Annotated in this window: 12 protein-coding genes; 7 read left to right on the top strand and 5 right to left on the bottom strand. The window is 72.1% G+C overall.

From position 1 onward, the window contains the following. The first annotated feature begins 2 nt into the window (after positions 1 to 2). The gene (locus FHS88_RS11075; RefSeq protein WP_184484532.1) at positions 3 to 1,025 is read left to right on the top strand and encodes an amino acid ABC transporter substrate-binding protein; all 1,023 of its coding nucleotides are present in this window, start codon (positions 3 to 5) and stop codon (positions 1,023 to 1,025) included. 106 nt (positions 1,026 to 1,131) lie between these two features. Here the strand turns inward: FHS88_RS11075 and serA are convergent, their stop codons facing one another. Then, a complete protein-coding gene (gene serA, locus FHS88_RS11070; protein WP_184484530.1) occupies positions 1,132 to 2,382 on the bottom strand; it encodes a phosphoglycerate dehydrogenase in 1,251 nt (416 codons plus the stop codon). A 145-nt stretch (positions 2,383 to 2,527) separates the two neighbouring features. Here serA and FHS88_RS11065 point away from each other — a divergent pair, with 145 nt between their 5' ends. The 3 genes from FHS88_RS11065 (at position 2,528) to uraH (ending at position 4,945) form a co-directional block, all read left to right on the top strand. Next, positions 2,528 to 3,193, top strand: coding sequence for a putative adhesin (locus FHS88_RS11065; protein WP_184484528.1), 666 nt, complete (start codon positions 2,528 to 2,530; stop codon positions 3,191 to 3,193). An 85-nt stretch (positions 3,194 to 3,278) separates the two neighbouring features. Further along, positions 3,279 to 4,460: a urate hydroxylase PuuD gene (locus tag FHS88_RS11060; RefSeq protein WP_184484526.1), complete on the top strand. Its 1,182-nt coding sequence runs from the start codon at positions 3,279 to 3,281 to the stop codon at positions 4,458 to 4,460. 122 nt (positions 4,461 to 4,582) lie between these two features. Next, positions 4,583 to 4,945 carry a hydroxyisourate hydrolase gene (gene uraH, locus FHS88_RS11055; protein ID WP_184484524.1) on the top strand — a complete coding sequence of 121 codons (363 nt, stop codon included), beginning with the start codon at positions 4,583 to 4,585 and terminating at the stop codon, positions 4,943 to 4,945. Between the two features lie 15 nt (positions 4,946 to 4,960). Here uraH and FHS88_RS11050 read toward each other — a convergent pair whose 3' ends face one another. From FHS88_RS11050 to FHS88_RS11040, 3 genes are all read right to left on the bottom strand, one after another. Then, the gene (locus tag FHS88_RS11050) at positions 4,961 to 5,611 is read right to left on the bottom strand and encodes a hypothetical protein (RefSeq protein WP_184484522.1); all 651 of its coding nucleotides are present in this window, start codon (positions 5,609 to 5,611) and stop codon (positions 4,961 to 4,963) included. A gap of 297 nt (positions 5,612 to 5,908) precedes the next feature. Further along, positions 5,909 to 7,105: a DUF1501 domain-containing protein gene (locus FHS88_RS11045; RefSeq protein ID WP_184484520.1), complete on the bottom strand. Its 1,197-nt coding sequence runs from the start codon at positions 7,103 to 7,105 to the stop codon at positions 5,909 to 5,911. Next, positions 7,102 to 8,403 (bottom strand): DUF1800 domain-containing protein, encoded by a 1,302-nt coding sequence (locus tag FHS88_RS11040; RefSeq protein ID WP_184484518.1) that lies wholly within the window; start codon positions 8,401 to 8,403, stop codon positions 7,102 to 7,104. Before FHS88_RS11040 ends, FHS88_RS11045 begins: the two co-directional genes overlap by 4 nt. A 228-nt stretch (positions 8,404 to 8,631) precedes the next feature. Here FHS88_RS11040 and fusA point away from each other — a divergent pair, with 228 nt between their 5' ends. From fusA to FHS88_RS11025, 3 genes are all read left to right on the top strand, one after another. Beyond that, complete coding sequence (gene fusA / locus FHS88_RS11035) at positions 8,632 to 10,713, top strand: elongation factor G (RefSeq protein ID WP_184484516.1); 2,082 nt, start codon at positions 8,632 to 8,634, stop codon at positions 10,711 to 10,713. 166 nt (positions 10,714 to 10,879) lie between these two features. Beyond that, positions 10,880 to 11,125, top strand: coding sequence for a hypothetical protein (locus tag FHS88_RS11030; RefSeq protein WP_184484514.1), 246 nt, complete (start codon positions 10,880 to 10,882; stop codon positions 11,123 to 11,125). Between the two features lie 8 nt (positions 11,126 to 11,133). Beyond that, positions 11,134 to 11,376: a hypothetical protein gene (locus tag FHS88_RS11025; protein WP_184484512.1), complete on the top strand. Its 243-nt coding sequence runs from the start codon at positions 11,134 to 11,136 to the stop codon at positions 11,374 to 11,376. A 24-nt stretch (positions 11,377 to 11,400) separates the two neighbouring features. Here FHS88_RS11025 and FHS88_RS11020 read toward each other — a convergent pair whose 3' ends face one another. Further along, positions 11,401 to 11,847 carry a MaoC/PaaZ C-terminal domain-containing protein gene (locus FHS88_RS11020; RefSeq protein WP_184484510.1) on the bottom strand — a complete coding sequence of 149 codons (447 nt, stop codon included), beginning with the start codon at positions 11,845 to 11,847 and terminating at the stop codon, positions 11,401 to 11,403. Positions 11,848 to 11,866: the final 19 nt, after the last annotated feature.

Raw genomic sequence — 11,866 nt, 5'->3', positions numbered from 1 at the left:
CCATGAGAACCATCGCCCTTGCCGCCGCCGCCCTCGGCTTCGCGCTGCCCGCCCTGGCGCAGACCGCCTCGCCCGGCCCGACCCTCGCCGCGGTGCGTGACCGCGGCGCGGTCATCTGCGGCGCGCATCCCGGTGCGCCGGGCTTCAGCACCCTCGACAGCCAGGGGGTGACGCGCGGCCTCGATGCCGACACCTGCCGCGCCATCGCCGCGGCCGTGCTGGGCGATGCGAACAAGGCGCGATTCGTCGTGCTCTCCTCCCAGGCGCGGCTGCCGGCGCTGCAGTCGGGCCAGGTGGACGTGCTGCCGCGCACCACCACCTGGACCCAGACGCGCGACACCGCGAACGGGCTGAACTTCACCGCCGTCACCTTCTATGACGGCCAGGGCTTCCTGATCCGCCGCTCGGCCGGCGTGCAGCGCGCGCGCGACCTCGCGGGGGCGACCATCTGCGTGACCTCGGGCACGACCAACGAGCTCAACCTCGCGGACTGGTCGCGCTCGAACAACATCCGCGTCCAGCCGCTGGTTTTCGACCAGAACGAGGAGACGCGCAACGCCTACATCGCCGGGCGCTGCGATGCGTTCACGACCGATGCCTCCCAGCTTGCGGGCATCCGCACCGCGCTGCGCAACCCGGACGAGCACGTGATCCTGCCCGACATCATCTCGAAGGAGCCGCTCTCGCCGGCCGTGCGGCACGGCGACGACCAGTGGTTCGACATCGTGCGCTGGACCATCTTCGCGCTGATCGAGGCCGAGGAGCTCGGCGTGACCCAGGCCAATGTGGACGAGATGCTGAACAGCCAGAACCCGGCCATCCGCCGGCTGCTCGGCGCCTCGGGCGACCACGGGCCGATGATGGGGCTCGACCGCCGCTGGGCCTACAACGCCATCAAGGCGGTGGGGAACTACGGCGAGATCTTCGAGCGCAACCTCGGCCGCGGCTCGCCCATCGGCCTGCAGCGCGGGGTGAACGACCTCTGGACGCGCGGCGGGCTGATGTATGCGATGCCGATCCGCTGATCGGCCGCGCAGCCGGAGCGCGATGGATCGCAAGGGTCTCTCCTCCGGCCGGTGATCGCCGGCCCGGGGGAGGAACGCCGCCGCGGCGCGCGGGTTGCGCCGCGGCTCAGCGCCTCTCGTAGATCAGCCTTGCGCGGATGGTGCCGGGCAGGGCGCGGAACTCGGCGAGGATGCTTTCCGCCTCGCGCTTCGCCTCGTCGCTGTCCACCACCACGTAACCGACCGAGCCGATGGTCTGGTAGTACTGCGCGGAGATGTTGAGCCCGCGCTTCGCGAAGGCCTCGTTGATGCGCGAGAGGATGCCCGGCGCATCCCGGTGCACATGCGTCCAGCGCGCGCCGGTCGGGCGCGCGGGCAGCTGCACCTGCGGGAAGTTCACCGCGCCGAAGGTGGCCCCGGTGTCCGAATACTCGATCAGCTTGCGGCTGACCTCCTCGCCGATGCGCCACTGCGCCTCGCCGGTGGAGCCGCCGATATGCGGCGTCAGGATCACGTTGGGCAGGCCCTGCAGGGGGCAGACGAAGCGCTCGTCCTTGCCCGAGGGCTCGACCGGGAAGACATCCACCGCCGCGCCGAGCAGGTGCCCCTCGCGCAGCGCCGCGGCCAGCGCATCGAGGTCCACCACCGTCCCGCGCGCGTTGTTCACCAGCACCGCGCCCTTCTTCATGGCGCGGATCTCGGCCTGGCCGATCATGTTCATCGTCTCGGGCGTCTCGGGCACGTGCAGCGTCACCGCGTCCGATTCGGCGAGCAGGGCATGCAGCGAGGCCATGGGCTGCGCGTTGCCGTGCGGCAGCTTGCCGGTGTGGTCCCAGTAGATCACGCGCATGCCGAAGGCCTCGGCCAGCACGGACAACTGGCTGCCGATGTTGCCGTAGCCGACGATGCCGAGCGTCTTGCCGCGCAGTTCCCAGGAATTGGCGGCCGACTTGTCCCATTCCCCGCGATGCGCGCCATTCGACTTCGGGAAGATGCCGCGCATCAGCATCACGATCTCGCCGAGCGTCAGTTCGGCCACGCTGCGCGTGTTCGAGAAGGGGGCGTTGAATACCGGGATGCCGCGCGCCGCCGCGGCGCCGAGCGCGACCTGGTTGGTCCCGATGCAGAAGCAGCCGATGGCGATGAGCCGGTCGGCCGCGGCCAGCACCTCCTCCGTGACCTGCGTGCGGGAGCGGATGCCGAGCAGGTGAACGCCCTTCAGCGCCTTGATCAGCGCAGGCCCCTCGAGCGCCTTGGCCTCGCGCCGGACCGAGGCATAGCCGGCATCGGCGAGGCGCTCGACGGCGCTGTCGGAGATGCCTTCGAGCAGCAGGATGCGGATCCTGTCCTTGGGAAGGGAGAGTCGGGCAGGGGTCATGGGACGGCAACCGGGTCGGGAAGGGGCGGCTTCCTGCCGCGCGCGGGCCGCGGGCGCAAGGGGGCGGCGCAAGCCCGGGCCCCGCGCGGTGGCGCGGCCGGCGCAGGGAGGGTAGACTGAACCGATCCAGTAACGGGGGTTCGCCATGGGCAACGCGGGTTACGTGTTCGACAGGTACATCAGCCATGTGCTGAACAACGTCGGCTCGAAGCCGAGCATGTCCTTCAAGAAGAACGGGACGCCGGTGACCAGGCTATCCTCGCTCTACCTGATCGGGGACACGAACGGCGCCACCGAATGCTACATTGATGCCCACGGAGGAAACTATTCTGCCGACTATGTCCTGGACAACCAGACCTTCACCGTGCCGGACGGGATCCATGTGAAGTTCTTCCAGCCGGCGGGCTACGCCTTCGGCTGCTTCAAGGCCCAGCTCCGCGACGGGCCGCCGAAACAGCATGGCGGCACCAACGACCAGGACTACGACGGCGGCGACACCTGCCCGAACTACATGCTGACCAAGTTCCAGGGCCGGCATTCGGGCGCGGACGCGCAGAGCATCCGCGACCAGGAGATCGACTACGAGGGCTTCCAGGACATCGCGGGCGATGCCGGGATCGTGCTGGTGACGGTGCGCAACCGCTGGTTCCACGGCGGCATCACGCTGAAATCGGCGATCCACGACATCCGCAAGGCGGTGCCGAGCATCACCACCTTCAACTGCATGTTCTGCCGCGTGGACGACACCACCGCGAGCCTCGCCCAGGTGACCTGGAACGCCTCCCCCACCACGGGCGGGCAGTGGTACTGAGCCGCCCGGCGCGGCCCTTGCGCCGCGCCGCGCCCGCGCTCCATGCTGCGCCGCGGCGCGGCCGCCCGCCGCGCGGGGACGCTGCATGGACGCTGCCTATCTGGCCGACTGGGCCAATCTGCTGCTGCGCTGGCTGCACCTGATCGCCGGCGTCGCCTGGATCGGCACCTCCTTCTACTTCATCAGCCTCGACAACCAGCTCGAACCGGCGAAGGACGGCAACCCCCGCGTCGCCGGCGAGCAATGGTCCGTCCATGGCGGCGGCTTCTACCACAAGCAGAAGTATCTCGTGGCGCCCGAGCGGCTGCCGGAGAAGCTGCACTGGTTCAAGTGGGAGGCCTACTGGACCTGGATCAGCGGCTTCGCGCTCTTCGTGCTGATCTACTGGTTCCAGGCCTCGACCTATCTCGTTGACCCGGCGGTGCTCGACATGCCCGCCTGGCTCGCGGTGCTGATCAGCGCGGCGATGCTCGTGGGCGGCTGGGTCGGCTACGACCTGCTGTGCCGTTCGCGCTACGGCGAGAACGAGGCGCTGCTCGGCGCCATCGGCATCGCGGCGCTGGCGGTGGTGGCCTTCCTCGCCTGCCACCTCTTCGGCGGGCGCGGGGCCTTCCTGCAGGTGGGGGCGATGACGGGCACCATCATGGTCGCCAACGTCGCCATGGTCATCATCCCGGGTCAGCGGAAGATGGTCGCGGCGATGCAGCAGGGTGCCGCGCCCGATCCGAAATACGGGCGCTGGGGCAAGCAGCGCAGCGTGCACAACACCTACCTGACGCTGCCCGTGCTGTTCATCATGATCTCGCCCCACTACCCCATGACCTACCAGTCGTCGTGGAACTGGGCGGTGCTGCTCGCGATCGGGCTTGCCGGCGCGCTGACGCGGCAGTTCTTCGTGCTGCGGCAGAAGGGGCGCAACGCGGTGTGGCTGCCGGCCGGCGCCGCCGCCGTGGTCGCGCTGCTGATCTGGGCCGGCGCGCCGGAGCGTGGTGCCGCATCCGCCGAGGCGCCGCCCTTCGCGGAGGTGCAGGCCATCGTCGCCGCACGCTGTGCCTCCTGCCACGCGGCGCGCCCGACCGACGAGGCCTTCGCCGCCCCGCCCAAGGGCGTGATGCTCGAGACGCCGCAGCAGATCCGCCGCTGGGCGGCCGCGACGCGCCAGCAGGTGCAGACCGAGGCGATGCCGCCGGGCAACCTCACGGGCATCACCGCCGGGGAACGGGCGCGGCTGATCGCCTGGGTCGCGGCCGGGGCGCCGGCGGAGTGATGCCTGCAACGCGCGGCCTCTCCGTCGGCGCGCATCGTCCCGGGCGCGTGCGGGACGCCCCGCGCAGCCCGGCCACCGCGCGCGCTGCCCGCCGGCGGTGACGCATCCCTGCAGGAGGCCCCATGACAGCCAGCGGACCAGGCTCGCTCACCACCCACATCCTCAACACCGCCGAGGGGATCCCGGCCGAGGGCGTGCGCGTCGAGCTCTGGCGGCTCGATCCCGAGCCCGCGCCGGTCGCCGAGGCGGTGACCAATGCCGATGGCCGCGCGCCCGCCCCGCTGCTCGCCCCCGGTGACTTCCGCGCCGGGCGCTACGAGCTGCGCTTCCACATCGGCGACTATTTCGCCGCCCGCGGCCTCGCGCCCGAACCGCGCTTCCTCGATGTCGTGGCCGTCGCGGTCGGGCTGGCGGACGGGCGCGGGCACTACCACGTGCCGCTGCTCTGCACGCCCTGGTCCTTCTCGACCTATCGCGGGTCGTGAGGGCGCGCGCGAGCCTCAGCGGATATCGGTGGCGCGGTCGGCGGTGAGTTCGGCATCGAGCCGCGACAGGCAGTCCGCCGGCACGCCGAAGTCGCGCAGATGCGCGAAGAGCGCGCCGACGAGGTCGCGGTTGCCCTCCCCCTCGCCATCGGGAAGGGAATCGTAGCCCGCGAAGCCGGTCGCCTTGCCGACCGAGAAATAGGTCGCCATGCGCGTCGGCTTGCGGCGGGGACCGGCGGCGCGGTTGCGCGCGGCCATGGCGCGTTCGAGCGTGCGGCCGGCGGCCATGTTGCTCTCGGGCGGCACGGCGAGCATCCGCACATAGGCGAGCTCCCCGAGCGAGGCCGCGCTCTTGGGGAAGACGTGGTCGATCTGCACATCCGCCCCGTCGAGGCCCGTGGCCCCCAGTTCGCGGATGGCGAAGCGCTCGAAGGCGGCGCGGTAGCCGCTCTTGCGCGGGTCGAGCCAGAGTTCGGGCTCGCCGCCGCCATGCGGGCGCCAGATGAAGCCCTCGGACAGCGGGATGTCGGGCGCCGCGGCGACCTCGCCGCCGAGCCTGGGCGGCGCATCGGCGCGGATGCCGATCCAGGCCTCGTTGCCCTTCGGCGAGCAGAACTGCGCGAGGAAGGCGGCGATCTGGCGATGCACCCAGGCGGGACGGTTCATGGCGTCGGTCTCCGGCGGCGGCGGGGCGATCCTGCCACGGGGCGGTGCCGCGCGCGGTGAGCGGCTTCACATCCGGCGCGCCGGGCTCGCGGGGCCCGCGGTCGCCGCTGTTCCGCCGGGCGCGGCCCTGGGCTGATCCGCGCGGCGCCTTCCCCGGCCGTGGCCGCGGGCGGGATGGCGGGCCGTCGGTCGCCGGTTGCGGGCGCCGCGCCCGCGCGCTCGCGCCAGCGGCATGCGGGCGGCCTCACCGCGGCTTCGGATGGCGGCTGCGCCGCGCGCGGCCGGCCCCGCGCGCGATCAGGCGCGCACCAGCCCCCCGATCGGCGCCGCCGCCTCGCTGCCCGGGAAGGCGCGGGCGACCGCCGGCGCGCCGAGCCGCAGGTGGTCGCGCAGCAGCCCCTTGGCGAGGCCGCGCAGGTCGGTGGTGGGGGCGAGGTCGCGCCCCTCGAAGAGGCGGCCCTCGGCCAGCCCCGGCCAGTCCCCGCCGATGCGCCCGCCGGCCACCGCGCCGCCGAGGATGAATGCGACGCCACCCGTCCCGTGGTCGGTGCCACCGGTGCCGTTGACGCGCACGGTGCGGCCGAACTCGGTCACCACCAGCACGGCGGTGCGCCGCCAATGCTCGCCGAGCGCCTCCTTGAGCGCCGCGAGCCCGTCGTCGAGCTGGCCGAGCGGGCCGTTCAGCCGGTTGACCTGGGCGGCATGGGTGTCCCAGCCGCCGAGTTCGAAGGCGGCGACGCGCGGCCCCTCGGCCTGCGCCATCAGCCGGCCGGCGGCGAGCGCGAGTGCGCGGAAGGCGCCGCCCGGCTGCGGCCGCGCGCGGGCATCCTCGCCGAGCGTCGAGAGCGCGAAGCCGCGGGCCCGCAGCCCCTCCTCGATGGCGGGGCCGGTCAGGGGGTCGGCGTGGTTGAGCTCGGCGATGCGGGCGAGCAGGTCGGGCGGCGGCGTGGCCGACCCGCGCGGCGCGTAGCTGCCCACGCGCACCGGCCCGCGCATCAGCAGCGGCAGGTCGGTGCCCACGGCGAGGCCGGCCGGCTGCGCGCCGGGGCGCGGCGGCACGGCGGAGAGCGCGCGGTTCAGCCAGCCGCTCGCCATGAGCTGGTCGGCGCCGGATTCGAGCAGGTCCTGCGCCGCGAAATGGCTGCGCGTGCGCCAGTTGCCGGCCACCGCATGGACGATCAGCGCCTCGCCCGCGCGATACATCCCGTGCAGGTTCGGCATGCGCGGATGCAGCCCGAAATGCCCGCCGAGGTCGAGCAGCCCGCCCTCCTGCCCCGGCTCGGGCAGGGCGAGGGGGCCGCGCAGCTCCGCGAAGCCGGGCTCGCCATAGGGCTGGACGGCGAAGAGGCCGTCGAGGCCGCCGCGCAGCAGCACCACCGCGAAGCGTGCCTCCCCCGGCGCATCGGCGAAGGCGACGCGCACCCGCGGCAGCGCCAGCGCCGCGCCGAGGCCGAGCAGCGCCGCGCGGCGGCCGAAGGCGGGAAGGTGGCTCATCGGCGGTGGAACTCCGGGCTGGTCAGGACGAGGGTCAGCGCCTCCCGCGCCGAGCCGGCGCGCGCGGCGGCGCGCAGCGTCTCGGGGCGGCAGAGCGGGCCGAGCACCGCCTCGGCCAGCGCCGCGGCATCCCGCCCGGCGCCGCGGGCGGAGACGCCGTTCGCCCATTCGATGCGGCGGACCATCATCTCCGGCGCGGCCCATTCCGGGGCGCGGTCGGGAAAGCCGATCGGCGCGGGCGGGCTCCAATAGGGCTGGCCGAGGAACTGCAGCGCGCCGAAGGCCCGCTCGGCGGCCTCGGGCGGAGCGTCGAGGGCGCGCAGCACGGCCAGCACGTAGTCATGCGGGCTGCGCAGCTTGGTCAGCGGCGGGTCCCACGCCTCGGGCAGGCGGATCAGCGCGCGGGCGGCGGCGCCGAGATCCCCGCCGGTCTCCCGCAGCACGGCGAAGATGCGCGCGACCGCCGCTGGCGGCGGATCGTCGGCGACGAAATGGCGCACCAGCTTGGTGGCGATGTGGCGGTAGGTCGCCTCGTGCCGGCCGAGCCAGGCGAGCAGCATCAGCCCGCCCTCCTCGCCCTCGGGCCAGGGGCGGCCCATGACGGTCTTCGGGCCGGGCTCGTGGGCGGTGGGGCGGAAGACGAAGCCGAAGGGCTCGCGCGCCGGGGCGAAGGACCAGCCCGTGAGCACCTTGGCGAATTCCGTCACGTCCGCCTGGGTGTAGCCGGCGGCGGGGGTGACGGTGTGCAGTTCCAGGATCTCGCGCGCGAGATTCTCGTTCAGCCCGCGCCGCGCGCGCTGCCCCGCCTGGCTGTTCGGGCCGATCGAGCCGGCATTGTCGAGATAGGCGAGCATCGCCGGATGGCGAGCGACCGCGACCAGCATGTCGGCGAAGCGGCCGGTGACGTGCGGGCGAATCGCCTCGCGCACGTAATGGCCGGCCACATAGGGCACGCGGGCGCGGGAGACGGCGAAGTGGTTGGCCCAGAAGGCGACCAGCCGCTCGCGGAAGCCGTGCGGGCCGGCGATGGCGAGGGCGAGCGCGGCCTCGGCCTCCGTGCGCATGATCCGCCCCTGGTTGGGCCGGCCCATGCCGCCCTCCCGCAGGCGGGCGGTGTCGGCGAGCGCGGCCTGCATGATGGCGGGCAGGGTGGTGGGCAGATCCTCGGGCAGGGTTGGGCCGGGCAGGCCGGGGGCGAGTTGCGAGTCGAGCCAGGCCACCGGGTCGTCGGGCAGGGGCTCGCCCGGGCGGCGGCCGAAGCCGAAGCGCAGCGCGGCGACGGCGGGCTTGGGATCCATGCATCAAGCCTAGGCGATCCGCCGTCTCCGCACACTTAACAAAACGTAGCGAAGCGGCCGGGCATGGCGGGCATGGGCGCGGCGCGGGGCGGGCGGGCGCATGTTGCGCTTGCAAAGCAGGGCCGGACGTCGCAGATAGCGCCCTACCGACTGATCGGCGACACCCTGCGGGCGGCGCGGAGCGGATGCTCCGGCGCGGGCGCCCGTTTCTGCTTATGGAGGCCCATCGTGGCGCGCACCCCGCTTGAGAAGATCCGGAACATCGGGATCACGGCGCATATCGACGCCGGGAAGACGACCACGACCGAGCGCATCCTCTATTACACCGGGAAGTCGCACAAGATCGGCGAGGTGCACGACGGCGCCACCACGACCGACTACATGGAGCAGGAGCGCGAGCGCGGCATCACCATCACCTCCGCCGCCGTGACGGCGGAGTGGAAGGGCCACCGCATCAACATCATCGACACGCCGGGCCACATCGACTTCAACATCGAGGTGAACCGGTCGCTCCGCGTGCTCGACGGCGCGGTGTTCATCATCGAGGGCGTGGCCGGCGTTCAGCCGCAGTCCGAGACCAACTGGCGCCTCGCGGACCGCTACAACGTCCCGCGCATCATCTACATCAACAAGCTCGACCGCACGGGCGCGGATTTCTACCGCGCCGCCGCCACGCTGACCGAGAAGCTCGGCATCACCTGGGTCGCGCTGCAGATCCCGATCGGCATCGAGGACACGCTCAAGGGCGTGGTGGACCTCGTGGAGATGAAGGCGCTGGTCTGGCAGGGCGACGATCTGGGCGCGAAGTATGACGTCACCGAGATCCCCGCGGATCTGAAGGAGAAGGCCGCCGAATACCGCGCCAAGCTGCTCGACACCGTCGTCGGCGTGGACGAGGCCGCGATGGAGGAATACTTCGAGAAGGGCGACGTCTCTGTCGAGACGCTGAAGCGCTGCATCAAGAAGGGCACGATCAGCGGCGAGTTCCGCCCGGTCTTCTGCGGCTCCTCCTTCAAGAACAAGGGCGTGCAGCCGCTGCTCGACGCGGTGGTGGACTACCTGCCCTCCCCCGTGGACATCGAGGGCATCAAGGTCGCCCCCGAGGAAGGCCAGGACGAGGGCAGCGAGCGCCGCATCATCCCGGTGACCGAGGACGGGCCGTTTGCCGGCCTCGCCTTCAAGATCATCAACGACAAGTACGGCAACCTCACCTTCGTGCGCGTCTATCGCGGCGTGCTGCGCTCGGGCGACCAGGTCCTGAACACGACCAAGGGCCACAAGGAGCGCGTCGGCCGCATGTTCCAGATGCACGCCGACAAGCGCGAGGAGATCAAGGAGGTCTTCGCCGGCGACATCGCCGCCTTCGTCGGGCTGAAGGACACCGGCACGGGCGACACGCTCGCCGACGCCGCGGACCCCGTGGTGCTCGAGCGCATGGCCTTCCCGGTGCCGGTGATCGACATCTCGGTCGAGCCCAAGACCAAGGACGCGATCGAGAAGATGACGCTCGGCCTGCAGAAGCTCGCCGGCGAGGATCCGTCCCTGCGCCTGCGCACCGACCAGGAGACCGGCCAGACCATCCTCTCCGGCATGGGCGAGCTGCATCTCGAGATCATCATCGACCGCCTCAAGCGCGAATACGGCGTGGACGCGAACATCGGCGCCCCGCAGGTGGCCTATCGCGAGACCATCACCAAGGCGCACACCGAGACCTACACCCACAAGAAGCAGTCGGGCGGCTCGGGCCAGTACGCCGAGGTGAAGATCACCTTCGAGCCGCTGGAGCGGAACACCGGCATCGAGTTCGTCAACGCGATCGTCGGCGGCGCGGTGCCGAAGGAATACATCCCGGCGGTCGAGAAGGGCATCAAGGTGCAGGCCGATACCGGCGTGCTCGCCGGCTTCCCCACGGTGGACTTCAAGTTCACCCTGGTGGACGGCAAGTACCACGACGTGGACTCCTCGGCGCTGGCCTTCGAGATCGCGGCCAAGGCCTGCTTCCGCGAGGGCATGAAGAAGGCCGGCCCCGTCATCCTCGAGCCGATCATGGACGTCGAGGTGACCACGCCGCAGGACCATGTCGGCGACGTGGTGGGCGACCTCAACCGCCGGCGCGGCGTGATCCAGAGCCAGGACATGGCCGGCACCTCGGTGATCGTGCGGGCGCATGTGCCGCTCAAGGAGATGTTCGGCTACATCTCCAACCTGCGCGGCATGACGAAGGGGCGCGCCTCCTTCTCCATGCAGTTCCACCACTACGACCCGGTGCCGCGCAACGTGGCCGACGAGATCATGGCGAAGTCCGCCTGATCCCGCCGGGCCCGCGGGCCTGACGGAACGGCGCGGCGGGGCGACCTGCCGCGCCGTTTCGCGTCTGCGGGGGGCGCGACGCACCGGCGCCGCCCATCGGGGCCTTGCGGACCGTCGGGCTGGCGGATCATGCTCGCCCGCCGGGGTCTTCCGGGGGGAGGTCGCCATGAGGCTCGCCATCGCCACCGCCGCTGCCGTGCTGCTCGGCGCGCCGGGTGCCGCGCTCGCCAGCTACTTCGTCTATTGCGACAATGGCCGGATCGCGGTGGAGAGCCGCGACCCCGAGCAGATGCGCATCGCGCGCGGCAGCGGCGTCTGCCAGATGGGGCCGCGCTTCGGCTTCCTCTCCGACGCGCAGGCCTTCGCGCAGCGCAATTTCGGCGGGGCCGGCCGGCCCTGCTCCTGCCGGTGAGGGCGGCCATGCGACGGCCTTTCCTCGCGCTCGCCGCCGCCCTGGCCGTGCTCGCGCCGGCCGCGGCACTTGCCGACTACTACGCCTATTGCGTGCGCGGCCGGATCCAGGTGGACCAGCGCAGCCCGGAGGAGATGCGCCGCAACCTCGGCGCCTGTCCGATGAGCCAGGGCTTCTCCACCCGCTCCTCGGCCGAGAGCTTCGCGCGGCGGAATTTCGGCGGCATCGGGGGCTCGTGCTCCTGCCGGTGAGGCAGCGCGCGTCCTGCCGTGGGGTCACCGCCTGAGGAAATGCGTCCCCACCGCCTCGATCACCACCACCCCGTCGGCGACGCGCCGGCCCGTATGCTTCAGCTTGGCGACGCCGAGCGGGCGGCCGGAGCGCGACGGGCGGACCTCCAGCACCTCGGTCCGGATGGCGATCTCCTCGCCCGGGCGGAGCGGCGCGGGCCACTTCGTGTCGATCTGGTTGCCGCCGAGGGAGACCTCGCGGAGCAGCCCGCTGCCCATCACGCGGCCGAACACCGCCGAGAGGGTGTGCAGGCCGCTCGCCACCAGTTCGCCGAAGATGCTCTCGCGCGCCGCCTCGGGATCGAGATGGAAGTATTGCGGGTCGTACTTGGCGGCGAAGGCGACGACCTCCTCGTGCGAAAGCGTCAGCGTGCCGAGGTCCCAGGCCATGCCGGGGGCGAGGTCGTCGAGGGAGCGGATCGGTTCGGTCATCGGGGCCGAGCCTAGGCGG

It is taken from the genome of Neoroseomonas alkaliterrae, assembly GCF_014199195.1.
Classification (GTDB): domain Bacteria; phylum Pseudomonadota; class Alphaproteobacteria; order Acetobacterales; family Acetobacteraceae; genus Neoroseomonas; species Neoroseomonas alkaliterrae.
Note: the sequence above shows the minus strand (reverse complement) of the source record. Positions and strands in the feature narration are given on the sequence as shown.

What these genes read in the sequence shown, in the direction of transcription:
- uraH (WP_184484524.1), top strand. Translation starts at nt 4,583, where the DNA reads ATGACAGCCAGCGGACCAGGCTCGCTCACCACCCACATCCTCAACACC.
- FHS88_RS11050 (WP_184484522.1), bottom strand. Translation starts at nt 5,611, where the DNA reads ATGAACCGTCCCGCCTGGGTGCATCGCCAGATCGCCGCCTTCCTCGCG.
- FHS88_RS11075 (WP_184484532.1), top strand. Translation starts at nt 3, where the DNA reads ATGAGAACCATCGCCCTTGCCGCCGCCGCCCTCGGCTTCGCGCTGCCC.
- FHS88_RS11030 (WP_184484514.1), top strand. Translation starts at nt 10,880, where the DNA reads ATGAGGCTCGCCATCGCCACCGCCGCTGCCGTGCTGCTCGGCGCGCCG.
- FHS88_RS11025 (WP_184484512.1), top strand. Translation starts at nt 11,134, where the DNA reads ATGCGACGGCCTTTCCTCGCGCTCGCCGCCGCCCTGGCCGTGCTCGCG.
- FHS88_RS11060 (WP_184484526.1), top strand. Translation starts at nt 3,279, where the DNA reads ATGGACGCTGCCTATCTGGCCGACTGGGCCAATCTGCTGCTGCGCTGG.
- FHS88_RS11020 (WP_184484510.1), bottom strand. Translation starts at nt 11,847, where the DNA reads ATGACCGAACCGATCCGCTCCCTCGACGACCTCGCCCCCGGCATGGCC.
- serA (WP_184484530.1), bottom strand. Translation starts at nt 2,382, where the DNA reads ATGACCCCTGCCCGACTCTCCCTTCCCAAGGACAGGATCCGCATCCTG.
- FHS88_RS11040 (WP_184484518.1), bottom strand. Translation starts at nt 8,403, where the DNA reads ATGGATCCCAAGCCCGCCGTCGCCGCGCTGCGCTTCGGCTTCGGCCGC.
- FHS88_RS11065 (WP_184484528.1), top strand. Translation starts at nt 2,528, where the DNA reads ATGGGCAACGCGGGTTACGTGTTCGACAGGTACATCAGCCATGTGCTG.
- FHS88_RS11045 (WP_184484520.1), bottom strand. Translation starts at nt 7,105, where the DNA reads ATGAGCCACCTTCCCGCCTTCGGCCGCCGCGCGGCGCTGCTCGGCCTC.